This is a genomic window from Lysinibacillus parviboronicapiens, assembly GCF_003049605.2.
GTDB classification, from domain to species: Bacteria; Bacillota; Bacilli; order Bacillales_A; family Planococcaceae; genus Lysinibacillus; species Lysinibacillus parviboronicapiens.
The window spans coordinates 1464957-1489739 of sequence record NZ_CP073713.1 but is presented as its reverse complement, the minus strand read 5'-3'; the positions used below and the strand labels follow the sequence as shown (position 1 = coordinate 1489739).

Genomic DNA, 24783 nt, shown 5'->3' with positions numbered 1-24783 from the left:
GTTATGTGTTGGATCCATCAGTATGGAGCAGAGGAGCCAAGTTATAACTTTCTAACAAAGGAACTGTTTGTAAAGAGTTGACAACATATGTGAAAGTTACAGGTAAGTTGGTAATTTAGAGCTGTTGATTCAACAGGAAATAATTGATTTAAAAAAACAACGTTCATAACTTAGCCAAGTACATTTCAAAAAATCTAAGTAGTTTTTTCAGTTCCAAAGCCTCGAGAATCACTAGAAACAAAGAAAAATAAAGAACCAATTGCCGATTATTGATTGGCAATTGGTTCTTAGATTTTAGGTGTTTAGTAGACGCTGATTAGCTACCGTATGGACGGTTCATTTCGGGAAATTAACCCAGCCATAGCATTCTCCCTGATCCTCTGCCATTGAAATTAGTCGTCCCCATCATACATGCCCCCTTTATCTGATTAAAACATACCACCATCTTTAATCTCTTTCGTTTATTCGCATGTTCAATCACTAAATCTGTAACAAATTTTTGTACATCATGTCTGCATATGCTTGATATCCATGTACGGAATCGCCCATACAAATGATTTTCCGGCTTTTTAAATTAGCGTTATTTTTAACTTCTACATGAAGTGATTTTTAAGTTATGTATATTAAAGGGACTGACGTGTAAACTAATCCGTCCCTACTATACTCTCTCTATGTAACCGAGTAGATCCTCTTAAATTTTGTGTGTTTCAAAGAATGCATGCAAAGGCTATGCTCAAATGAATTGTGCGGTCCTTTCACTTCAAGATTGGACTTTCATCCAGCGCGCATTTCTCCCTTTTGAAATAAGTTTAATTTCACCTACTAATTGCAAATCAGATAAAGCTTTACTAATTGTACTTTCGGCTATATCTGGATAAATGCTACGAATGCATTCTTTTGTAAAAGGTTGTTTTTGATTATGAATAAAATTCTGAATTCGCTCTATTTTCGTATGCCTACATATAGAATCCAGTACTCTGTTATGTAGATTTTTATAAGCCTCTAAAATAATAGTTAAGAAATTTTTTAACCAGAAGCTAGTATTATGCCCATTACAGTACCAATTAACCGATGATTTATAGATGGCTTCATAGTATTCTGACTCTCTATTCTTTATATATTCATCTAAACAAACATATTTTACAAATGTATGTCCGCTTTTGACTAATAGTAATTGCATTAACATAAGTGTTAATCTACCATTACCTTGACTAAAAGGGATAATACAATAAAGATTCAATATAAAACGAGCTATTAATAGAAGTGTAGGTATCTCTTTTTTACAGTTTAATAAATTGTACTGGTTGCATAATTGTTCTACAGCCATTGGAATATTTTCAGGTGGAAGAGGACGATAAAAAATCGTGTGCATCCCTTTTTCAGGAATTCCTGGGATAGAAAATGGCTTTTGGCGCCATTTTGCACTGTCAGAGGTATTAAAATGAATTAATTGAAAATGCAATTCTTGTATAGTATCTGGACAAATAGAAAAAGTACAAGATTTTTTATGTACAAGCGTCAGGGTTTCATAATAACAAAATATCGCATCTTCCGAAATTGATTGGGGTATCATATCATCTAAAATAAGTTCTTTTAATCGCTTATTTGAAACTTTTATATCCTCATAAACTGAAATATAGTTTTTTATGTAGTGTAGGGGTATAGCTTTTTCAAGCCTTGTGAATATATCAGGTCTTTGCTCTTGGTAAGCGGTCAACTTTCCTTTATATTCACTAATTTCACTAACTAAGTTTATAAGTTGTTGCTCACTATTTATGTACTGGTCTTCGAAAAAATTTCTCATTTTGTTCCTCCTTTCTGGGAAATCATTTTGCTTTTCCTTTGTTACAATCATACATAGTATTATTTTCAAATGCGAATCTTCACTAAATTAAACAAAAATGCCAAAAATAATATCGTTTATTATTCTGTATTTGTTAATTCAGGGTATAAATGTAGCACTAGTGTGAGATAAATACGCATAATTCTTATCGGCAAATTCGTTTGAATATTAAAATGTCACAAAAATTAATAAATAGACCTATACATTTTAGAATGTGTAATTATTCCCTTAAAGGACGATGTGAAAAAAGACATAATTATAGTCAATTCAGACTGTAGAAAGTAAGATAAATCAAGTCCAGAAAAAGCCACTCGCTTGCCGCAGGAGTCTTCTTGCTTTTTGCTCTCTAAGGAATTAAGACGTGTTGTGCGATGATTTCGAAAAACTTACAAAATGAACGAACAACTTAAAATGACGCCGATTGATCAAGTGGTTCCCAAGAACAATTAGTTCGCAAATTAGAAGTTGCAATTGATTTTTCATTCATTTATCCAATTAAAAATCACTATAATTTTCTTCTGACAGCACTGTTATATTATTTCTTCTAAGTAAGGCAGTCGTAACACCTACTCCAACTAATTTTGTGCTACTAAAATCACCATTATAAATCACAGCACTCCCACATGAAGGACTATACTCTTTTAATATGACTGTAGTAGCGCCTACTTCTTTTGCTTTCTGTAATGTCGCGTAGGCACCTTTTACGTACAGTTCTGTTACATCCCGACCAGATTTTTCTAACACAAACGCTTTACCGTTTAGGACGTCTTCGCCGTCTCCTCCAACAATTTCAGCTGGTTCTCGTGGTGTAGAAAAGCCGCCCATTAATTCGGGACACACCGTCACAGCCGCATTTTCTCTCACAAGCCGTTTGATTTTTTCGTCTAAACTATCTGTCCCATTATACCGAACCTTTAACCCTGCTAAACAAGCACTTATTAAAATCATACATGCACCTCATTTCCTTATCACTCTAGTTATGTAGTACGTTTCATCTACTTTAACTAAAAATCCGTCAACAGCTTGTGACACAAACTTTCATATTGATCTGAATGCTTCCTTCCCCAACTCTTTTATTAACGATTGGGATACTTCAACCATTAATTGTAGAAATATTTTTGTAAGGTGCAATAGAAATTTACAGGCTTATTCAAATGATAAACTATATTAATAGCACAACCCGTTTATCGGCTTGTTCTACTATTTTGTTATAATTAATGCTAACAAAATCAAAATAAAGTATTACTCCTTCGAACTAAGTAAAGCTTACATCCACTAGGCTATGGATACTTCTTCAGTTTAACTACATAACATGAAAAGCTGGAAAAAAACATAGTTGACTCTACGGATTAAAGTTGATGAAGGAATTCTTGATTGGAAGGATATATCATGGATACACTATCCCAACAATTTAGGCATAGCCGATGTTAAATATTATTTACCAATATGCTGAATGGATCCATCAACTACGAATACAAGTTTACCTATACATTGTTAGGGTTTACAACCGCTCCATTACAACAGCTTTGACTATTTCGTTCAGAAAAACAGCAAGGCTTCTACAATTACGCCCTTCTTCATAAATGGTAAAAATCCGCTTCGTTTTCAGCGATATGATTCGCAGAAGACTATTGCGGATTTTTACCTTTACAGCAAGACATAATAGATTACTTCAAAGCATTTCCTTTTTGGAACAGCCTTTTGATTTGTAATACTTGCGGTAGCTAAAAAATTCCCAGATTTTATATCCTTGGCTGGGCAAAATGCATTCTACACATAGACCAATTGAACGTTGTTTTTTGAATATCATCATAAATACCCCACAAGTTATCGACGCAACGTAATTCAACATTTCGTTTAATTTGTTCTTGCAAGAGATCAACCACTTCAAATTTGGCGATAGGTGTTTGTGTTGTTTCACTTACATAGTAGCCTGCATTTTCATCCTGTAGTGTGAATTGCTTGATATCAAATTCATACAAAAATAATTTAGTATTTCTCATTCTAGTAAACCATTTGTTTTCTATAACGACTACATGTGTATAGGATGTTGACGTTAGATATGTTCGTTTATCTATTTCAGTAGTGTTTGCACCACTATGAAAGCAAACACGAGGACAATTTCTAGGTGTTAAAAAATTAGGTAAACAATTATCATCTATAGCCCATACAAGTCCTTTCGTAAAATCTAAATCCGTTCGAGTAGGCACTCGGGGCTGAAACACTTGTATATCACTTTCTTCACTTACATGGAAAATCCGCACATGGCTTACCCCCTTGAACTATATATTCTTACCTCTATTTTCTTAGTTTGAACACGATGAAATCCGCACAGTGTAGATCCTCTTCGAATTGAGGATACTTACCTAGCATTTCCTTAGAAGGCATAGGCTCAATAACGTCTTCCAACGTAAACCCTATTTTGATAATGGCTTTTATATAACTCGTTAATGTTCGATGATAAAATACAATCTTTTCATCTGAATCTATTGGGAATCTTTGATCATATACGCCTTCATAGAAATAACGCTGGACCTTCCAATATTGTTTATTCACTTGCTCATTTCGCTCCCATCCACTATTAGGTGTGATAAAACATGGATGAAGAATTGAAAAAATAAAAGAACCTCCTTGTTTTAAAAGACGGTACATCTCGCTTAATGCTGCCTCGTAATTTTCCAAATCTTGCAGTACCATATTCGAGACAATCATATCGAATTGTGCATCCGTTAAAAAATCGAGCTTCTCACAATTCCCCTGTTTATAGACAATAGCCTCCTTACTCGTCGTCCTTTCTTTGGCAATTTCTATCATCTTTTCGGCATAATCAACGGCAGTCATCATAGCTCCTTGTTTAGCAAGTATTCTGCTTAGATAGCCCTCTCCACATCCTGCATCTAAGAGCTTTTTTCCTTGTACATTGTCTAGCAATGAAAAAATCGCTGGATTTAACAGTACCTCACGGTGAATGCCACCATGCTCATCATAGCTTGCTGTGAAACATTCTGCATGGCGATTCCAACGCTTAATGGCCTCGTCAGTTGTCATTTTTTTTTCCATAGTACGCCCTCTTTTCTACTTAATCGTAACGTTACGTTTCTTGTGCACACCCTTATTTTTTCATATTCAAAAAAAAAGAACTAGACTTATAATTTATTTTTTTATATCATGTAGATAGAGGCACGCCATCTTTAAGAAAAAATCAAGCCAGAAATCCATAATCGGATTTCTGGCTTTTCAAATTGGTCTAACTATAATGGCTCTCTAGCCAACTAAGGACTAGATTGTGTGTCAATAGCAATTGTTTTTTCTAGTGTTGCCAGACGCTTACCAGTTATCCATCTACCACATAGCATAACCATCAATGCAACCAAGATAATGGCTCCTGCAAATATGAGGGCTGCTTTGTAGCTACTGTAAACTGTAACTAGCTTGCCTGCGATAATTGGTCCGATAATTTGTCCAAATGCATAGAACGTTGTTAGTAAGGAAACAACGGCTCCACTTTGAGTTGGAAATAGCTGCCGTGCATAAGCAGTTGTTACCGTCACGATGCCAACAAATGTTAGACCAAATAAAAAGGACGACAATAATACGCTCCACACTGTTTGTGAAAATACGGGTAACAGGATACCAACTACTTGGAATATATACGCCACATACAACATTTTGATGGCCGAAAACTTCTCTAATAATACGGTCCACACAGGTGCTGAAGGGATTGCTGCTACACCGACGATGACCCAACTGTAGGAAGAGTAGGCTTGTAATGAGGGAATATTATGAATAATATCCACTAAAAAAGTACCTGTGATGATATAGCCTAGCCCCTCGAAGCAATATGCAGCAATGAGCCATGGCATAAAACCTCGTGACATTTTTGTTTCATAGGATTTCTTGACCTTCATGCCATCATGAACGTGTAAGTTTCTCCATAGCACGAACGTAATGATGAAAAATAGTGCCGATAAAATACCTAAACCTATCCAAGTACCTTGCCAAGCAAAACGCGCTTCAAAGTAAGGCACTAGTAAACCTGAAATAGCAATGCCCAGCCCGATACCGCTAAATAAATAGCCAGACCAGCGTGTTAACGATTGCTTCGCCAAATAATCCATAATAATGCTCGATGTTAACACAAAGATAAGTCCCCCTGTGATGCCTGCAATTAAACGCAGAACAAGCCACACCATGTATATTTCAATCATTCCCATTAGCACAACTGACAGCACATTCAAGACGACACTCAGCAGTAAAATATTCTTTCTATATCGATAAATGAATCCAGCCCATAAGGCTCCTATAAAATAGCCAATATAATTACTGGATGCTAAAAACCCTGCCACTTCCAACGAAAAACCTGCATCATGGCGCATAAACGGGAGTATCGGTGTGAAAGCAAAACGACTTATCCCCATCGCTACAACTAGTAGTAGTACTCCGCCAAATAAAATTCCTATGTGCTGACGATTCATCTTAGCCCCCCCCTTCTATTTTGATGTTACTAAAAGGATACTTAGTGTAAATTAATAAATCTAATATATAATTTATATAAATCTATAAATTTTTTTTATATGAGGAGGGATATTTTGAATTTACATGCACTCCGACTATTCACAAAAGTTGCCGAGCTTAAAAGCGTGTCAAAAGCTGCACAAATACTTAGAATTAGTCAGCCAGCTGTCACAATCCAAATCAGAAATTTAGAAAAAGAAGTAGGTATGATACTGCTTGAATCGAAAGGAAGAGGAATTACCTTAACCCAAAATGGAGAATTTTTATTTACGCAGGCACAGCGATTATTTGATTTAGAAACAAATATTGAAAGTAAGCTAGAGCAATTAAAATGTATGGGTATTGAGGAATTACAAATTGCTTCAACACATGTTCCATCCCATTTTTTATTACCTAAATGGTTAGCGACCTATAAGCAGGCAAACCCTGCTACAAATATCCATTTAAAAACTGCCAATTCACAACAAGTTATTGAAGAGTTGCTCCATTATCAAGTGGATATGGCTTTTATCGTTAAAGAAGATGGCCACCATCCGGATATCGATTACAAATTTCTAATGAATTTAGATTATTGGTTTATCGTGCCTTATGGACATCCATTTGCTAAACAAAAAGTATCATTAGCCGAATTAATGCAGGAGCCATTTGTTTCAAGGGAGGATGGCAGTTCCACGAAAGAATTTTTAAATGCTTTATGTAAAGTTCATAAGACACCTCCACCAAAAGTAGGTCTGCAACTAGATGGCATCAATGAATCCATTCATGCCATTGCAGCTGGTTATGGCGCAATGCTTGCACCTTCTATAGCCGCCTCAAGTTTTATGGAACGACAACAGATTGCTCGTGTGCATGTAAAAGATTTGAATATTCAACGCCCTATTTATCTATGCACAAGAAAAAATGAACATAATACACCTTCAACTTTCAATACCTTTATTGAATTTATCAATCAATCAATTTCATAAAATATTTTCACACTACATTTGGATTTAATTTTACGATGAATTTGCCACCATGAAAATTTTCGTAACAAAGAAAAATGTAGTTTTTTTCATGTGTCATCTAGCAGTAATTGAGTGAGAAATTGTCTTTCATTAAATTCCTCTCGCTAGACAGCGGTCTGTCCTATAATATCTCTATTTCTAGATGACCAAGCGAGTACAAAGGGAAATTTGCTGATATTTCACGAAGTTTTTAGGATAGTGTATATCGTATTTTTGCGCTGTGTAATGGACCTTTCATGTCGCTGACCAACATATAGCCCCCATATATATATTCGTTTTTTATAGACTTAACAGTTAAAATGCCCTATAATAATCCATGAAATTATCAAAATACGAACATTAAGGTGAATTCCATGTCTGAATATACGCAAATATTTAAAGGAACTGCTTTTTCAAGTAAGTCATCACAAGAAGTACAAATCTTAAAAGATTATTTATTCTGTATCAACGCTGACGGTATGATCGCAAAAACTGTAGCACCAGACCATACTGATTATCGAAAATTACTACATACATATCAAGGAAAAGAAAACTTTCACCATTTAGCAGATGGACAATATTTTTTACCTGGCTTTGTCGATCTACATGTCCATGCACCACAATGGGCACAAGCCGGAACTGCATTAGACATTCCACTTTATGACTGGCTGAACACATACACCTTCCCAATTGAAGCCAAATTCTCTGATTTACAGTTTGCCCAAGAGGTCTATGAAGATTTAGTTAGCACGCTACTTGCAAATGGCACAACTACCTCTCTCTATTTTGCGACTGTTCATAAAGAGGCAAGCTTATTGCTAGCGAAAATATGTGCTGAAAAAGGACAACGCGGCCTAGTTGGTAAAGTTGTGATGGATGACCCTGAACAAAACCCAGCATTTTACCGTGATGCCGATACCCAAACTGCGTTAGCTGATACAGAGGAATTTATCTTAGCTGTAAAAGCATTAGCGAAATCGACTAAACAAGGGGTCTATCCGGTAGTCACGCCACGTTTTATACCAAGCTGTACGAATGGCGCTTTGCAAGGTTTAGGAGAATTAGCTGCTAAGTACGATACGCATATCCAGTCTCATTGCAGTGAAAGTGATTGGGAGCATGGTTACGTACAACAGCGATTCAAGAAAAATGATGCCTTTGCGTTACATGATTTCGGTCTGTTAGGCGATAAAACCGTGATGGCACATTGTAATTTTTTAAACGATGAAGATGCAAATTTATTTGCTGAGACAGGCACTGCCATTGGCCATTGTCCAATCTCCAATGCTTATTTTGCCAACAGTGTTATTCCAATTGCGCAGTTCCATTCAAAGGGCGTGGATATCGGTCTAGGATCAGATGTTTCTGGTGGTTTTTCTCCTAGCCTTTTCGATAATGTAAGACAAGCTGTCATGTCATCTAGAATGCTAGAGGACGGTGTGGATGCCACCCTCCCGGCAGAAAAACGAGGCGTACCAAATGCTCGAATTACTATCAATGAAGCATTTTATTTAGCTACAGCTGGTGGTGGCGAAAGTTTAAGCCTGCCCATTGGACGTTTACAAGAAAACTTCACATGGGATGTACAAATTATCGATACGAAATTATCATCTGCCAAACTACCAATTTTTAATGATCATGAAGATTTAAGCGATATCTTCCAAAAAATCATGTATCTTGTTCGCCCAGAAAACATTCGTGAAGTCTGGGTTCAAGGTAGTAAAGTTCATGAAAGAGCTAAATAAACGATTGACCATGAATTTATATGGAACAATGAAATCTTTGATTAATAACTTAACATTTCGAGGTGTGCATCTTAGTGGAAACGCAAATTAACAAGCAAAGTAACGATAAAAATAATACGCATCATTTAACCGTTTTACCCGATGAAAAAGTACCATTTGGTCAATCAGCCCTACTCGGTTTACAACATGTCATGGCTATGGATGTCTATGTCGTACCATTCCTAATTGCAATGCTAATAGGTCTACAATCAGAGCAATCGACCGCTTTGATTCAGTCAACCTTTATTGCAGCAGGCATTGCGACAATCGTGCAAACTCATTTCTGCATGAAACTTCCGATAGCACAAGGTCCTTCTTATGTACCTCTAGGTGCCATTGTAGGCATCTACGCCGCTAGCGGGAGTGGGGAACTTGGTTGGAGCTCAGTATTAGGCGCCAGCTTAATCGGTGCTATTTTAGTAATTATTCTAGGCTATACTGGTGTTTTCAATAAAATTGTGAAGACCTTCATCCCACCAGTTGTCGGCGGGACAATTATCTTCGTCGTTGGCCTTTCGCTCATGCCCGTTGGCTTAAGTTCTAATATTTATAACGGTGCTAGTGCTACGATTAAACAAAACATCTACTTAGCGCTTATTTCAGCAACTGTGTTAATTATCTGTGTGATGCTTGGTTCGGTCTTCCGTAAAAAAGGTCGTGTATTCCGTATCACCTCTGTCATTCTTGCTTTAATCGTAGGCAGTATTTCGGCAAACTTTATGGGCGTTTTAGATTTATCACCTGTTTCACAAGCAAAATGGTTTAGCATGCCACAACTTCCTTTTGCAGACTTCGGTTTCTCGTTTAATCTTTCTGCAATTATTACAATGGTTATAATTTATATTGTGTTAATGGCTGAAACAACTGGTACTTGGTTTGCAGTGAGTAATGTCATCGACAAACCATTAACAGATAAACAAATTAACCGTGGCGTTATTGGAGAAGGCATCGGCTGTTTCATCGCTTCGTTATTAGGTTCAACTCCTGTAACGGGTTACTCAACAAATGCAGGTGTTATTTCTATCACAGGTATTGCCAGCCGCCGTGTCTTTATTGCTGCGGGTGCTTGGTTTATTTTATTCGGATTTTCTGGGAAATTAGCTGCTTTAATTTCAGCCATTCCATCAGCAGTAATCGGCGGTGTATTTGTCATCGTTTGCGGCATCATTGCGATCAGTGGTTTACAAGTCATGAAAAATGAGAAAATTGGTGAAAAGGAAATGTACGTCATTGCTGTGCCTATGATTTTAACTCTAGCCTTAACATTACTTCCTGATGATTTCTTATATTCTTTACCAACAACTGTGCAATATTTATTCGGCTCACCAGTGGCAACGGCTGCTATAGTCGCCATATTATTAAATAAAGTATTACCAAGTGTTAAATAATACAAAATCTTTAATACGATAAAAAGAACGTATAAAACCTCTGCTTACAATAAAATTTTGCAGTGGTTTTATACTGTAGCTATCAATTTTTTATTACATGAACAACTTGCAAGTCAGGAAAATGCTTCTTTCTTTCCACGGACGAGCCATCTAGCCTCCCCCTCAGAGCTTTCTTCCATTTTCTTTTTTTATATTTACAAATCTAGAAAATTAGATATAATATGCACATGGAACCTTTATTGATTTATAAAGCATTGTCAAACGAAACTCGAAGTCAAATCATGTCATGGTTAAAGAATCCTAGTGAATACTTCGATGAAAAACCGTATTTAGAACAAAACCTCAATTTTAAAATTGGTGTATGCGTAGGCGATATTCAAGCGAAAGCAGGACTTGCCCAGTCTGTTATTTCCGGTTATTTGTTGACGATGCAAAAAGCTGGTTTATTGGAATCTGAACGAATTGGTAAGTGGACATACTATCGTCGAAATGAAAAGACCATACAAGAATTTTCTGAGTACATCAAAAAGAAACTATAAAGTGAAACTTCACTCAGGGGGATTTTCTTCATCCCCACTGAGTGTTAGTTGAACCAATCGGGCTTTTATGGTCAGTTTATCGCCCCACCGAGCTGATCGTTGTCATCTTTCAACTTGAAATGGGCGTCTTACATTACTGACCATTAATGCGGGATAAAGTGAAACTTCACTCAGAGGGGTTTTCTTCATCCCCACTGAGTGTTAGTTGAACCAATCGGGCTTTTATGGTCAGTTTATCGCCCCACCGAGCTGATCGTTGTCATCTTTCAACTTGAAATGGGCGTCTTACATTACTGACCATTAATGCGGGATAAAGTGAAACTTCACTCAGAGGGGTTTTCTTCATCCCCACTGAGTGTTAGTTGAACCAATCGGGCTTTTATGGTCAGTTTATCACCCACCGAGCTGACTGTTGTCATCTTTCAATCTTTCAACTTGAAATGGGCGTCTTACATTACTGACCATTAATGCGGGATAAAGTGAAACTTCACTCAGAGGGGTTTTCTTCATCCCCACTGAGTGTTAGTTGAACCAATCGGGCTTTTATGGTCAGTTTATCACCCACCGAGCTGACTGTTGTCATCTTTCAATCTTTCAACTTGAAATGGGCGTCTTACATTACTGACCATTAATGCGGGATAAAGTGAAACTTCACTCAGAGGGGTTTTCTTCATCCCCACTGAGTGTTAGTTGAACCAATCGGGCTTTTATGGTCAGTTTATCACCCACCGAGCTGACTGTTGTCATCTTTCAATCTTTCAACTTGAAATGGGCGTCTTACTGACCATTAATGCGGGATAAAGTGAAACTTCACTCAGAGGGGTTTTCTTCATCCCCACTGAGTGTTAGTTGAACCAATCGGGCTTTTATGGTCAGTTTATCACCCACCGAGCTGACTCGTTGTCATCTTTCAATCTTTCAACTTGAAATGGGCGTCTTACTGACCATTAATGCGGGATAAAAGGAAGGGAGGCTTTTTTTGTTTTAACATATCTACAATTATAGATATGTATATATGATTGGAGGAAAATTTAACATGAAAAAAATTAACCCGTTACTTATCAGTATTTTAGCGCTAGGCGTATTCGGCATTATTACCACAGAAATGGGTATTATAGGTGTTCTACCACAGGTTACTGAAAAATTTAATATAACAACTTCACAGGCCGGATTGCTAGTAAGTATATTTTCTTTAGTCGTCGCCATTTCAGGTCCATTCCTGACATTGCTCGCTTCTGGTATTAACCGTAAAGTCATTCTATTAACGGCTGTTCTTATTTTTGGGATTTCAAATATTGTTTATGCCTATACAACTAAGTTTGACGTAATGTTAGTTTTCCGTATCATCCCTGCTATTTTTCATCCTGTCTTTTTTTCAGTTGCCCTCGTGACAGCGGCTAAACTTGTCTCTCCGGAAAAGAGTAGCAAGGCAGTAACGAAAGTTTTCTCCGGTATAACAGTAGGATTTGCTTTTGGCGTCCCAGTGACTTCGTATCTGGCTGAAAAGATTTCATTAGAAGCAGGTTTTCTGTTTGGAGCTATTGTTAGTGCAATAGCCTTTTTAGGCATACTCGCTTGGCTGCCCTCTTTGCCTGTTACTGAAAAATTATCTTATGGTAAACAGCTTGGAATATTACGTAAACCACAATTGTGGCTAAATATCCTGACCGTTATTTTTATTTTTGCGGCAATGTTTTCTGTGTACAGTTACTTTGCTGAATATCTAAGTCAAGTGACTAATATGAATGGGTCATGGATTAGTGTCATGTTGATGGCTTTTGGTACAATCATGATTTTCGGAAACTTTTTATTTGGAGGTTTGTTACACAAAAGTGTAACAAAGACCGTTATCATGTTTCCTCTACTATTTGCACTCGTGTACTTATTTATTTATTATCTGGGTTCGTATTTCATCCCGATGATTGTTATCGTATTTATTTGGGGTGCTGTGCATTCTGGGGGACTTATTGTCAGTCAGGTATGGTTAACAACTGAGGCAAGTGAAGCACCAGAATTCGGAAATAGCTTGTTTGTGTCATTTTCCAATCTTGGTATTGCCATTGGAGCCGCTGTCAGTGGTTGGTTTATCTCTTATTTTGGCATACATAATTTAATTTGGATTGGGATTATATTTTCACTGCTTGCCTTCTTACTAATCATAGTAAAAATCCAAATTTTCAAACCAAATGTGTAAAGAATCAATATGCATTAAGCTAACAAAAATCGTTAGATAGATAAATATAGACAAGAATAGAAAAAGCACTCTCGTTTATAAACAATCGAAAGGTTCCCTGGTGAATAATTTACATTTCCAAAATAAAAACTGGTTAGACATTCTAACCAGTTTTATTCGTATTATTTCTTCGTTATCTGTTCAAAATCACATAAATCAATCCATTTTTGAATGGACTGAATAACTTCTTGGAACGCTAAGCCATTGGGTGTCAGCTCATATTCTACTTTTTTTATGGAGGAATCAATGAATTTTTTATTGATGAGTCCAGCATCTACAAGCTCATTTAAACGCTCTGTTAACAAACGATCGGAAATTCCAGGGATAGCAGCATGAATTTCATAATACCTTTTCGGCCCTGCTAACAAGGTATAAATAATCATACCCATCCAACGTTTCCCTATAAATTCAATTGCCTGATGATAGCTACTACAAATATGTGAACAATTCGGTTGAGTCATATCATAACCTCCCGCCTGAGAATTTATTTTCTTCTATTGTAACATAAAATTATTTTTTATTTGACGTATAAACTTACTAATGGTAAGATTTAAAACATCAACTTACAATTAGTAAGTTTTAAGGAGGAAATTATGTCAACGACTCATACACAATCTCAACTATATACAATTATGCATGAAAGAAAGTCTGTTCGTGTATACGATCCTACATTCAAAATTCCTCAAGTGGAGCTTGAAGAAATCCTAAAAGAAGCCACAACTGCACCTTCTTCTAGCAATCTTCAAGCATGGAGATTTCTTGTCATTCAAGATGATGCAACGAAAACAGAGCTTCGTGCCATTGCTAACAATCAAGCACAAGTTGAAACTGCATCTGCAATAATTGCAGTTCTAGGTAATGCAGAAATGTATAAACAAGTTGAGCAAATTTATACGCAAAATGTGGCGGAAGGGCATATGGATGAAGCGCAAAAGAATTTGATGATTCAAAATACACTTTCTACGTATCCAGCAGCTCCATTAGAGGTTAGAAAAAACATTGCAACATTTGATGCAGGTTTAATTTCCATGCAACTCATGCTGATTGCCAAAGAAAAAGGTTATGATACAGTGACAATGGGTGGATTTGATAAAGTGAAATTTGCTGAAAGATTCGAATTACCAGACCATCTCTTCCCTGTTGTCTTAATCGCTATCGGTAAAGCTGCAGCACCAGCATATGGCTCATCACGTTTGCCATTAGAAGATATTGCTCGTTTTATCTAAATTTGTGTAGACAAAAGGTATTCTGAATGATTACATTCAAGAATACCTTTTGAAATTTTAACAGAAATATTAGTTACATATATACCCTGGATTTTTCCATATTTAATTAGCTCTGTATGGACAATTTTTTAATCCCTCATAAAATTGCCTTTCTTTCGTATCCGCAAAATACATGTTTAATATTTTTATAATTCTTATTTAAACAGACACTAGCCGATTGGGGCGCAGGCAACGAGTGTCGCTGACAGCATTCGCCTTTCGCTACAAAACAAAGCTTCCTGGGGAATAGCAGACGCTGAAGATCATGCATGAGGAGTCTGAAGCCATACCCGCGAAAAGCATCCGCCATAGCGGAAATCAACGGTTTATACAGCTATTTCCATTATAAAAGACAAAAGACTATCACCAAACGCAAGCTTTTGAATTTTTCTACAAACTGAACTAAGTTTGTATTTTTTTCACACATTCCTTATCAAATAAAATAATGTATTTTTCCAAAATTTCTGTTTTGTTTTATAATTCTTTGTTATACTTGAGCAAAAAGGTAGGGATTTAGATGACTTATGATTGTATTATAATCGGTGCTGGTTCGATGGGAATGGCAACGGGCTATTATTTAGCGAAGGCTGGAAAAAACGTATTAATGATTGATACCTTTGATCCCCCACATGAAGAAGGTAGCCATCATGGTGAAACAAGAATTATTCGTTTTGCTTACGGCGAAGGTGCTAGCTATGTACCTCTTGTTAAACGGGCTGGCGAGCTATGGCGTGAACTAGAAGCACAAACGAATGCATCATTATTTTACCAAACAGGAGTTATGAATGTCGGTGAAGTGAGCCATTCTTTTATTCAAAATGTCCTAACAAGTGCCGATCTTTACGATTTACCATTACAACAATATTCAGCTATTGAAGCAATGGAAAAATGGCCTGGCTTAACATTACCGGAAAACTTCGTGGCTTGCTTTGAGCCTACTGCTGGTGTACTTCGTGTGGAAGCTTGTATTAACGCCTATAAAAAGTTAGCTTTAGCAGCTGGTGCATCATACCATCCGAACGAAAAAGTACAGTCGATTGATGCCGGTGAGATTGTGCGTGTACATACGAAAAAAGGCATATATGAGGCCAAGCAGCTGATTGTAACAGCAGGTGCTTGGGCAACAGAGTTACTTCAAACAATGGATATCTCCTTACCTGTTACGCCAACACGAAAAACATTTGCTTGGTTTGAAGCTGATGAAACCCTTTATGGTGATGATGTATTCCCTGCTTACTGTTTTGAATTTGCAGATTCTGCTTACTATGGCTTCCCAAGCATTAACGGTGCTGGCTTAAAGCTTGGCCGACATGATGGTGGTGAGCCTGTCAATCTAAACGAACCGCTTCGTCCATACGACGAACAGGATACCGTGGATTTACAAAATTTCATCAATCGCTTTATGCCCAAGCATGGTGCACTTAAATTCGGAAAAACATGCAAATATTCCATGACACCTGATGAGGATTTCATTATTGATTTTTTACCTAAACATCAAAATATTGTGATTGCAGCGGGTTTTTCAGGACATGGCTTTAAATTTAGTAGCGCGGTTGGTGAAGTATTAGCGGACCTTACCCTTCATGGAGAAAGCAAACAAGATTTATCACTCTTTCAGCTCAGTCGATTTAGCTAATTAACCAACAAAATGACTTCCATATTGACGAACAAATTATTTTTGTTACATACTATTATTTTTAATAATGGAGTGGCAATAATACTTACATCTTTTTTTAAAAAATCATTTTTTAGCTATGGTAATTGATGAACCTTGCTGTTTTAAGCTCAATTTATTGAATCTAAAAAAGTGTTCATCTCTTGACAGATGGACACTTTTTCCATGCTTGTTTCTCTGACTAAGACCAATAAGCTAAAGAGCGCTTTCTCATCGATTCTCTGTATTGCTTCGTTGAGATTGGCAATGCTTTATTCGTTTTGTAATCCATGATAACACCATAGCGGCGCACAACATCCATTTGATTAATTTCGCCTGTATTGTACAGTTGCTCCACTTCCAATAGATCTGTTTCTAACCATTGATAACGATTTTTGCGAATATAATCACGTTCGCTTACTGTAGCAGCAACATCAATTTCAAATGCATCGATATCGCGATCGATTTCATGGATAACTACGCCATAATCAAGCTTCGCACGTTCAAGCGAAACATATTCATCTATTACATCCTCTAAAACAGCGTATATATCACGCTCTAATGGATCGCCTAAACCGCCCCCTCCTGCTGAAGGACGTGTAAAGGAATCTCCCTTTTTCACTTCAATATTTGAGAAAATCGTGCCTAAAAACTTCTCTCCCTCTTGATTTGGATTCAAGATAGCTCCTTGTGCAATAGAGGGTAACCCGCCCATGATTCCCCAAGTAATGGAACGAGAGCGATCACAGCAATAGGACATAACTGTCTGGTCTACGTCTGTTAAAAGGCCTCCCTTTTCAACACCACAGCCACCACGATATTTACCAGGACCTGCAGAATCTGTAATGATTTCATGCTTCGTCGTAATGACTGGCGACAAACGTTCTTGACCTTCACATGGCTGGACACTCAATCCTACCCCGAACACCGGTGAAGTAGCGTTCGCACCATCACGATCAATACGACCGCCGTGCCCCCCTGCCATCCAGTCATACCACATAAAGTACCCACTGCTATTTTGTCGTTGATCGTAGCCCCCAATTAGTAAGTACTCTAAGTTAAACGAACATGCAATGGCACGCTCAGGCATAATGTTCGACCATAACTCAAAGCATGCATTCATAATCTTTTCAAAAGAGCCTGAGCAATAGCCCGATACAGCTACTGGACTAGGGGCATTGACAACAGAGTTTTCTGGAAGATAAATTTTCACGACACGATAGAATCCTGAGTTCAATGGGATTTCTGGAAAGAAAGTTTTTGTCCCTGCATAAGTTCCCGAAAGTGCTGAACCGAATCCGGCATTTAAAAAACAACTAATAGCAGGATGAGAACCACTTAAATCATATAAGATTTCATCCTCTGTAATGGTCATTTTCACACGAATTGGAATCAAACCATCGCCTATTTGCGGATCCATGTCAATATAATCTACTGTTTCCCATTGTCCCTGCGGCAATGTCTTAATTTTCGCTCTCGTTAAACGTTCTACGTAATTTTGTACTTCGTCGAAAGCTAATAACACTGTATCCATACCATACTTCTCAATCATCTCTATTAGTTGCTTTTCACCAACTTTGGCTGCTTCTACTTGTGAACGTAAGTCCCCAATACGTTCTTGTGAAATACGCATATTCATCACAATGATATTCACGACATCTGCTAAATATTGACCTTTACTATAAATACGTACAGGTGGAATACGCAACCCTTCCCCGTAATGTTCTTTTGCCGTAATATCAAAGGATCCTGGGTTAGAACCGCCGACATCCGCCCAGTGTCCATTTGTTTGCATAAGCGCAATTAGCTTCTCTTCATGGAATACAGGAAGAATAACGCGAATGTCACTAAAATGTGTCCCACCACGATATGGATCGTTTATTAAAAATACATCGCCTGGATGAATATCATCTGCAAAATCCTCTAACACAGCTTTCGCAGTTAAATGCAATGTCCCAACATGAACGGAAATATCTTGCGTTCCTTGCATGACAGTATTTCCCTCCGCATCACATAACGCACAGCTAAAATCTCGGTTATAAATAACAAACGAATAACATGTACGTAACATTTGCTCGGCCATTTGATCGACCAAATTCACAAAGCCGTTTTTTAAAACTTCAAATGTTACAGGATCTAGATTTTGTACATTTCTATTGACTACTAACTTCGTTGTACTCATAGATCGCTTCCCCCTTATCATGTATTAGTTCACCGTAATAATGATATTTTTATAAGCATCTACCTTAGCTGTAAACCCTGGTGGAATAACCGTTGTCGTATCTAATTGGTCAACAATTGCCGGACCAATTAATTGTGTGTGAACCGGAATCTTGTCACGATTATATACTATCGTTTCAACATATTGACCACCAAAATAAACAGGGCGTGTTTCTTTATAAGCATCTTCCAGCGAACCTTTAGGTACATATTGCGGGAAATTAGGCTTAGGCACTGTTCCAATTGCTGTCACACGCAATCCATAAATTTCTACAGCCTGTTCCTTATCAGAAAAAGCAAATTCCCGTTCATGCTCCCGATGGAAAGCTGCTAATACATCTTCCAGCGATGTTATTTGATCTGGAATTGCAACAGCTAATGATCGCCACTGTCCCTTATAACGAAGATCCACGTAATTCATCAATGTAGATGTATCATCTGAAATCCCTTCTTCTTCTAAGAGTATTTCCGCCTTTTTCCGTAGCTCAACAAATTGACTTGTCAGTTCCTCAGCAGATACATCGTTAACTTTTTTCACATAAGTTTTGGCAATATCATGTCGTACATCAACAAGTAAACATCCCATTGCAGCTGCTACTCCTGGATGAGTAGGAATAATGACTTTAGGGATGTTCAAATCTTTGGCTAAATATGCACCATGTAAAGGCCCTGCACCACCAAAGGCTACAAGAGCGAAATCACGCGGATCGTAGCCTCGACGCACAGAAATTAACCGAACTGCATCACTCATATTGGCATTGGCAACTTCTATTATGGCACTTGCAGCTTCTTCAATGGACTGATCAAATGCATCTGCAACTTTTCTTATAGCCTGTACTGCTGCATCTTTATCTAATTGCATCGTACCATCTAACAAATTTTCACCTAGTCGCCCTAAAACTAAATTAGCATCCGAGTTTGTTGGCTCTGTGCCACCCTGACCATAACACGCTGGACCTGGTAAGGCACCTGCACTTTGCGGACCATTACGTAAGGAGCCACCTTCATCTTTCCAAGCTAAGCTGCCACCACCTGCACCAATCGTTAAAATTTCTATACTTGGGAATCCGATTGGATAACCATATTCAATCGACCAATCCTTCGTTATACGAATATCCCCTTCATACATGAGTGAAATATCGGTACTCGTACCGCCCATATCCAAGCCAATTGCATTTTCAAATCCACATAATTTAGCAATATGTTTACTAGCAATTGCTCCAGCAGCTATTCCCGAACTCGCTAACCTGGCAGCATAGCGAGGGACTGTACTAGAAGTCATGACGCCCCCACCAGAATGTAAAACTAAAATTTCCTCTTCATAGCCTTTTTTATGCATTTCATCGCTCAATTTGCTAATATAATTACTCATAATTGGACCAAGAACTGCATTAATAATCGTTGTACTCATTCGTTCATGCTCGAAAATTTCTGGCAGCACCTCGCTTGAAATACATACATATATATCTGGTAGCTCCTCTTTCAAAATCCCTTTGACTATTGCTTCATTTTCGCCATTTACATACGAATTGAGGAAACAAACGGCAATAGATTCTGTCCCACGACGTTTTAATTTCTTTGCTAGTGCGCGAATTTCTTCTTCTTGAATAGCTTCAATAATATTTCCTTCATAATCGATACGTTCTGCTACTTCAAATCGATCACGCCGCTGAATATAAGGTTTTGCAGTATCTTTATACGTATCCCAAATATCTTCCTTCGTACCTCGACGAATTTCGGTTACATCTCGGAAGCCTTTTGACGTGATGAGTGCTGTTTTGGGCAATTTCCGTTCAATTAATGCATTTGTTCCAACCGTTGTCCCATGAGAAAAAATCTTAATATCTTTTCCATTCAGTTTCGCCTTCTCAACCCCATGTAATATTCCCTGCTCTGGGTTCGATGGTGTAGACGATGTTTTCGTAACAAATACTTCTCCTGTTTCTTCATTAAAGACAAATACGTCAGTAAACGTACCACCGACATCAATTGCTAAGCGAGTTTGTGCCATAGAATACCTTCTTTCATTTTATAGTTTTAACTTCATTCAGCAGATGTTTTTTTGCGCGAAAGCACAGCGACAGTGGCAGGTACAGAAATCCCATTCTTCTCAAGGTTGGGATGAATGCTAAAGTTTTTTTCAGTGGATAATATCAACTCCTGCTGAATAAAGTTAAGCTTCCGGCGGATGTCACGGATTTTGAAAGGAGGCCGGCACGTTGTCGGTCATTTAGGTAATGCCATAGGACGTGGCGTTTTTACCGATGCAGGTCAGTTAACCGTTGTCACAGGAAGTGACGATTTTAGGTGTACTTCCTACAAAGAGCACAATTCAAAATCCGGACGTTAATGACACCGAGAAGTAATTAAATGACGCATGACAATCTATTAAATTATCAGAAATATCGTATTTAAGGCTACTAACTTCCGTAGCAACCTTAAGTTTCTTTAAGTGATAGCCCTTACATTTTCACATGCATGCTATACAGTAATATTTACGCAAATCTTTAAGCTCTTTATATACTTTGTGTACCTATAGTAATTGTCTTAAATACTGTAAAAAACTCTTTCGCAGCTTGCCCTTGCTCACGGGCGCCTGTACTTGAGTTTTTCATTCCTCCGAATGGCGCTTGAGGCTCTGCTCCCCCAGTTTCATCATTTACTTGAACAAGCCCAACCTCACTACGCTCAATAAAATCAAATGCTTTTTGAATATTATTTGTATAAATAGAAGCACTCAATCCAAACTCAGAATCGTTCGATAAGCGAATCGCTTCTTCATAATCTTTTACCTTCATTACTGCCAGAACAGGACCAAAAATTTCTTCGCGGGCAATCGCCATATTATGTGTTACATTTGTAAAAATCGTTGGATCAATATAGTACCCTTCAGATTTGTCTTTTGTCGGACAACCACCTAATACAAGTTCAGCCCCATCAGATTTTGCTTGTTCAATCGCTGATAAAATAGCATCATATTGCCCTTTTGATGAAACAGGACCCATCGTAACACCAACTTCTATTTTTTTTGCTTCTATGATTAGATGTTCTAAAATCTCTTCATAAACAGCTTCCTCGACATATACTCGACTAGTTGCCGTACAACGTTGACCTGTTTGTTTCATCGCACCCTCGATCGTCAATCTAGCTGCTCTATTAATATTGGCGTCTGCTAAAATAATGGCAGCGTTTTTCCCTCCAAGCTCTAGTTGAATTTTTTTATTGGTAGGACCAGCTGTGTTTAAAATGCTTTGCCCCACGCCATTCGAACCCGTGAACGTAATCGCTCTGACTTCAGGTACTTCCAGTAAAATTTGCCCTACTTTTGAACCTCGCCCTTGCACAACATTTAAAACGTTTTTTGGCATACCTGCCTGTTCAAATAGTTCTCCAATTAACTTCCCTGTTAAAGCCGCTTCAATAGAAGGCTTCCAAACGACTGTATTACCATACACTAATGCTGGGGCAATTTTCCACAAAGGGATGGCCACAGGGAAATTCCACGGTGTAATAGCCGCCACAACACCAAGCGGCACACGTTTTGTGTACAATACTTTCGCTTCACTGGTAGAAGGTAATACTTCACCTGTTGCACGCATTCCTTCTTGTGCAAAATACCGCAAAATAGAAGCACCACGTTTCACTTCACCAAGCATTTCACCTTTCGTTTTACCCATTTCACGAGAAGCCATTTCTGCCACTTTCTCGCTATTTTGCTCAAGTAAGTCTGCCGTCAGGCGTAAAATTTCACCACGTGCGATTGATGATGTATTTTTCCAACCTTCAAATGCTTTCTGAGCCCCAGCAACAACTGCCTTCGTTTCATCCAGTGTGAAAAGCTCAATTTGACCAATGCATTCAGACGGTTTTGCTGGATTAAATTGTTCTCGCATTTCTCGAATGATGGTTGTCATAAATTCCCTCCTTAAATTACGACTGTTTGTAACACATCGTTTAACGGTGTATACAAAATGTTATGGGCATTCGCTACAGCTTCGTAAGTTATTCTACCGTTTATTGAATTCACACCTTTCGCTAATGCTGTGTTTTCAATCACGGCCTTTTCATAACCTTTATTAGCCATTTGTAATGCATACGGTAATTGTCACATTTGTTAGCGCAATCTTTGATGTTCTTGCTACCGCTCCTGGGATATTTGCTACCGCATAATGTAATACCCCATGCTTTTCATATACTGGTTCGCTATGTGTCGTAATGCGATCAATCGTTTCAATTGAACCACCTTGATTGACTGCAACATCGACAATAACAGAACCTTTTGGCATTTCTTGCACCATGCTTTCGGTAACTAATCGTGGTGCACGTGCCCCAGAAATTAAGACAGCTCCTATCAATAAATCAGCTGAAATATTAAATGCGGTGGACAAGCTTGTTTTTAAACGTCCGGCAAATTGGTCATCTAATTGGCGTAATCTGTCGACATTCGTATCTAAAATAGTGACATCCGCTCCGGCACCAACAGCCATTTTTGCTGCATTTGTACCGACAATTCCACCACCAATAATCACTGCTTTGGCAGGTGAAACACCTGGAACACCTCCAAGTAACACACCTTTTCCACCTTCATGCTTTTCTAGAAAATGTGCGCCAAGCTGAACAGCCATACGTCCTGCAACTTCACTCATTGGCGTTAATAATGGTTGTGCACCATTTTGTAGCTGAACCGTCTCATAAACAATCGCTAAGACTTCTTTTTCAACTAGCTGTTTCGTTAAAGTAGGTTCAGCTGCTAAATGTAAATAAATCTTTCTTAAAATATTCATATTCTTGAGGTAATGGTTCTTTCACTTTGATGACCATGTCTACATCCCATGCTTCTTTCTCCGTAGGACAATCTCCGCACCTACCTCTGTATACGCCTCGTCTGTAAATCCACTGCCTAATCCGGCACTCTTTTCTACTTTTACTAAATGACCGTTTTTTTGCAGATCAAAAACTCCCCCTGGAGTCATCCCTACACGATTTTCATTATTTTTTTTCTTTTGGAATCCCAATAATCATCGCTTACCCTTCTTTCTCAACGATCGTTTTACGTACATATTCAAATGTCTCATCTAAAATACGTAACATTTCGTCTAATTCTGCTTTCGATAAAATCAAGGGTGGCGAGAAGACAACTGTATCTTGATCGTACGTAACCGTTCGTAAGATTAATCCCCGTTTCATTGTTTCTTGTACGAAAATCGGGCTCAAATAAGACTGGAAAAGCTCGCCGGTCTCACGGCTTTTTACTAATTCAATTGCTCCAAGTAATCCAATAGTACGAACGCGTCCGATAAAGCTGTATTTTTCTTGAAGTGCTTTGAAGCCTTCTAACATCGCTTCACCCATGTGTGCTGCGTTTTCTACAAGCTTTTCACGTTCAAGTATTTCAATATTTTTAAGCCCAACTTGACAAGCGAGTGCATGGCCGCTGTACGTATAACCGTGCATTAATGTGCCTTTGGAAAGTTCACAATAATCTTGATGGATTTTTTCGGAAATCACCACACCTCCAAGCTGCGCATAACCGCTAGAAACACCTTTAGCAAATGACATCATATCCGGTACTACGCCGTAATGCTCCATACCAAAAAGTTTACCCGTACGACCGAAGCCCGTAATGACTTCATCTGCAATGAATAAAATACCGTACTCATCACAAATTTTTCGCACTTCTTTAAAGTAATCTTTTTGTGGAATATTGACGCCTCCGGCACCTTGTACAGGCTCAGAAATAAATGCGGCAACAGTTTCGGGCCCTAGTGCTTCAATCATTTCGCGTAAATGACGCACGGACTGATTGTATACATAGTGAAAATCAGGCGCATGTGAGTTCGTAAAATCGCGGAAAGCTTGTAAACCTGTCGCATTTGTAGCACCCATTGCGACACCATGGTACGACAGGGTACGTGAAATAATTTTTTGACGTTCTGGCTGCCCCTTTAATAACCAGTAATGGCGCGCTAATTTAATCGCTGTATCGTTCGATTCCGAACCACCTGAAGTGAAAAATACCGTATTTAAATTCCCAGGCGCTAATGAAGCAATTTTAGAAGCTAAACGAATGGCTGGTTCATTACTAAATGTAGCAAAGCAAGAACTAAATGCTAATGTAGCCATTTGTTCCTTCGCAACTTCAGCAATTTCTTCACGACCATGCCCGACATTTACATTCCATAAAGAAGACATCCCATCAATGTAGGTATTGCCTTCCATGTCTTTCAAATAAATACCTTTCCCTTCTGTGAAAATGGCAGCAGGTCCTTGTGCTTGTTGTTGTTCGATGGACGTAGTTGGATGAAGGAAATGCTTCTGATCTAATGCCTTTAACTCTTCTTTTAGTTGAATTGTCATAA

17 protein-coding genes and 2 pseudogenes are annotated in these 24783 nt (G+C 38.1%); 8 read left to right on the top strand and 11 right to left on the bottom strand.

Annotated elements, in window-relative coordinates:
* Positions 1-760: 760 nt before the first annotated feature.
* Positions 761-1804 carry a Fic family protein gene (locus tag C9J31_RS06960; RefSeq protein WP_107924912.1) on the bottom strand — a complete coding sequence of 348 codons (1044 nt, stop codon included), beginning with the start codon at positions 1802-1804 and terminating at the stop codon, positions 761-763.
* A gap of 410 nt (positions 1805-2214) precedes the next feature.
* Between C9J31_RS06960 and C9J31_RS24225 the strand changes: the two are divergent.
* Positions 2215-2349, top strand: a pseudogene (locus C9J31_RS24225) (IS5/IS1182 family transposase); the annotation flags it as partial.
* Here C9J31_RS24225 and C9J31_RS06955 read toward each other — a convergent pair.
* The 4 genes from C9J31_RS06955 to C9J31_RS06940 all read right to left on the bottom strand — a co-directional run bounded on the left by C9J31_RS06955 (position 2339) and on the right by C9J31_RS06940 (position 6318).
* Complete coding sequence (locus C9J31_RS06955; RefSeq protein WP_107949639.1) at positions 2339-2791, bottom strand: 2-thiouracil desulfurase family protein; 453 nt, start codon at positions 2789-2791, stop codon at positions 2339-2341. The pseudogene C9J31_RS24225 and the gene C9J31_RS06955 overlap by 11 nt on opposite strands.
* Positions 2792-3585: 794 nt before the next feature.
* Positions 3586-4107: a DUF6886 family protein gene (locus C9J31_RS06950; RefSeq protein WP_107949641.1), complete on the bottom strand. Its 522-nt coding sequence runs from the start codon at positions 4105-4107 to the stop codon at positions 3586-3588.
* Positions 4108-4141: 34 nt separating this feature from the next.
* A complete protein-coding gene (locus C9J31_RS06945; protein WP_238602105.1) occupies positions 4142-4903 on the bottom strand; it encodes a class I SAM-dependent methyltransferase in 762 nt (253 codons plus the stop codon).
* A 212-nt stretch (positions 4904-5115) separates the two neighbouring features.
* Positions 5116-6318 carry a YbfB/YjiJ family MFS transporter gene (locus C9J31_RS06940; RefSeq protein ID WP_107949643.1) on the bottom strand — a complete coding sequence of 401 codons (1203 nt, stop codon included), beginning with the start codon at positions 6316-6318 and terminating at the stop codon, positions 5116-5118.
* 114 nt (positions 6319-6432) lie between these two features.
* Between C9J31_RS06940 and C9J31_RS06935 the strand changes: the two genes are divergently transcribed.
* From C9J31_RS06935 to C9J31_RS06915, 5 genes are all read left to right on the top strand, one after another.
* Positions 6433-7323: a LysR family transcriptional regulator gene (locus C9J31_RS06935; protein WP_107925660.1), complete on the top strand. Its 891-nt coding sequence runs from the start codon at positions 6433-6435 to the stop codon at positions 7321-7323.
* 392 nt (positions 7324-7715) lie between these two features.
* On the top strand, positions 7716-9086 hold the full coding sequence (gene guaD / locus C9J31_RS06930; protein ID WP_107949644.1) for a guanine deaminase: 1371 nt from the start codon (positions 7716-7718) through the stop codon (positions 9084-9086).
* Between the two features lie 74 nt (positions 9087-9160).
* The gene (locus tag C9J31_RS06925) at positions 9161-10513 is read left to right on the top strand and encodes a uracil-xanthine permease family protein (RefSeq protein WP_107949646.1); all 1353 of its coding nucleotides are present in this window, start codon (positions 9161-9163) and stop codon (positions 10511-10513) included.
* Between the two features lie 227 nt (positions 10514-10740).
* Positions 10741-11052 (top strand): ArsR/SmtB family transcription factor, encoded by a 312-nt coding sequence (locus tag C9J31_RS06920; protein WP_107925719.1) that lies wholly within the window; start codon positions 10741-10743, stop codon positions 11050-11052.
* 1036 nt (positions 11053-12088) lie between these two features.
* Complete coding sequence (locus C9J31_RS06915; RefSeq protein WP_107949648.1) at positions 12089-13246, top strand: MFS transporter; 1158 nt, start codon at positions 12089-12091, stop codon at positions 13244-13246.
* Between the two features lie 161 nt (positions 13247-13407).
* Here the strand turns inward: C9J31_RS06915 and C9J31_RS06910 are convergent, their stop codons facing one another.
* Positions 13408-13746: a winged helix-turn-helix transcriptional regulator gene (locus C9J31_RS06910; RefSeq protein ID WP_107949650.1), complete on the bottom strand. Its 339-nt coding sequence runs from the start codon at positions 13744-13746 to the stop codon at positions 13408-13410.
* Between the two features lie 132 nt (positions 13747-13878).
* Between C9J31_RS06910 and C9J31_RS06905 the strand changes: the two genes are divergently transcribed.
* Both C9J31_RS06905 and solA read left to right on the top strand, forming a co-directional pair.
* A complete protein-coding gene (locus C9J31_RS06905) occupies positions 13879-14511 on the top strand; it encodes a nitroreductase family protein (RefSeq protein ID WP_107949652.1) in 633 nt (210 codons plus the stop codon).
* Positions 14512-15067: 556 nt separating this feature from the next.
* The gene (gene solA / locus C9J31_RS06900; RefSeq protein WP_107949654.1) at positions 15068-16186 is read left to right on the top strand and encodes an N-methyl-L-tryptophan oxidase; all 1119 of its coding nucleotides are present in this window, start codon (positions 15068-15070) and stop codon (positions 16184-16186) included.
* Positions 16187-16406: 220 nt separating this feature from the next.
* Here the strand turns inward: solA and C9J31_RS06895 are convergent, their stop codons facing one another.
* The 5 genes and pseudogenes from C9J31_RS06895 to C9J31_RS06875 all read right to left on the bottom strand — a co-directional run bounded on the left by C9J31_RS06895 (position 16407) and on the right by C9J31_RS06875 (position 24781).
* Complete coding sequence (locus tag C9J31_RS06895; RefSeq protein WP_107949656.1) at positions 16407-18386, bottom strand: hydantoinase B/oxoprolinase family protein; 1980 nt, start codon at positions 18384-18386, stop codon at positions 16407-16409.
* A gap of 24 nt (positions 18387-18410) precedes the next feature.
* Complete coding sequence (locus C9J31_RS06890) at positions 18411-20435, bottom strand: hydantoinase/oxoprolinase family protein (protein ID WP_107949658.1); 2025 nt, start codon at positions 20433-20435, stop codon at positions 18411-18413.
* Positions 20436-20940: 505 nt separating this feature from the next.
* Positions 20941-22338 (bottom strand): aldehyde dehydrogenase family protein, encoded by a 1398-nt coding sequence (locus tag C9J31_RS06885; protein ID WP_107949660.1) that lies wholly within the window; start codon positions 22336-22338, stop codon positions 20941-20943.
* An 11-nt stretch (positions 22339-22349) separates the two neighbouring features.
* Positions 22350-23446: pseudogene (gene ald / locus C9J31_RS06880) on the bottom strand (alanine dehydrogenase).
* Positions 23447-23449: 3 nt separating this feature from the next.
* Entirely contained in the window at positions 23450-24781 is a 1332-nt protein-coding gene (locus C9J31_RS06875; RefSeq protein WP_107949661.1) for an aminotransferase family protein, read from the bottom strand.
* Positions 24782-24783: the final 2 nt, after the last annotated feature.

Bases quoted from the DNA above. Each gene is read 5' to 3' on its own strand.
- C9J31_RS06960 (WP_107924912.1), bottom strand. From the start codon at position 1,804: ATGAGAAATTTTTTCGAAGACCAGTACATAAATAGTGAGCAACAACTT.
- C9J31_RS06955 (WP_107949639.1), bottom strand. From the start codon at position 2,791: ATGATTTTAATAAGTGCTTGTTTAGCAGGGTTAAAGGTTCGGTATAAT.
- C9J31_RS06945 (WP_238602105.1), bottom strand. From the start codon at position 4,903: ATGGAAAAAAAAATGACAACTGACGAGGCCATTAAGCGTTGGAATCGC.
- C9J31_RS06940 (WP_107949643.1), bottom strand. From the start codon at position 6,318: ATGAATCGTCAGCACATAGGAATTTTATTTGGCGGAGTACTACTACTA.
- guaD (WP_107949644.1), top strand. From the start codon at position 7,716: ATGTCTGAATATACGCAAATATTTAAAGGAACTGCTTTTTCAAGTAAG.
- C9J31_RS06920 (WP_107925719.1), top strand. From the start codon at position 10,741: ATGGAACCTTTATTGATTTATAAAGCATTGTCAAACGAAACTCGAAGT.
- C9J31_RS06915 (WP_107949648.1), top strand. From the start codon at position 12,089: ATGAAAAAAATTAACCCGTTACTTATCAGTATTTTAGCGCTAGGCGTA.
- C9J31_RS06910 (WP_107949650.1), bottom strand. From the start codon at position 13,746: ATGACTCAACCGAATTGTTCACATATTTGTAGTAGCTATCATCAGGCA.
- C9J31_RS06905 (WP_107949652.1), top strand. From the start codon at position 13,879: ATGTCAACGACTCATACACAATCTCAACTATATACAATTATGCATGAA.
- solA (WP_107949654.1), top strand. From the start codon at position 15,068: ATGACTTATGATTGTATTATAATCGGTGCTGGTTCGATGGGAATGGCA.
- C9J31_RS06895 (WP_107949656.1), bottom strand. From the start codon at position 18,386: ATGAGTACAACGAAGTTAGTAGTCAATAGAAATGTACAAAATCTAGAT.
- C9J31_RS06890 (WP_107949658.1), bottom strand. From the start codon at position 20,435: ATGGCACAAACTCGCTTAGCAATTGATGTCGGTGGTACGTTTACTGAC.
- C9J31_RS06885 (WP_107949660.1), bottom strand. From the start codon at position 22,338: ATGACAACCATCATTCGAGAAATGCGAGAACAATTTAATCCAGCAAAA.
- C9J31_RS06875 (WP_107949661.1), bottom strand. From the start codon at position 24,781: ATGACAATTCAACTAAAAGAAGAGTTAAAGGCATTAGATCAGAAGCAT.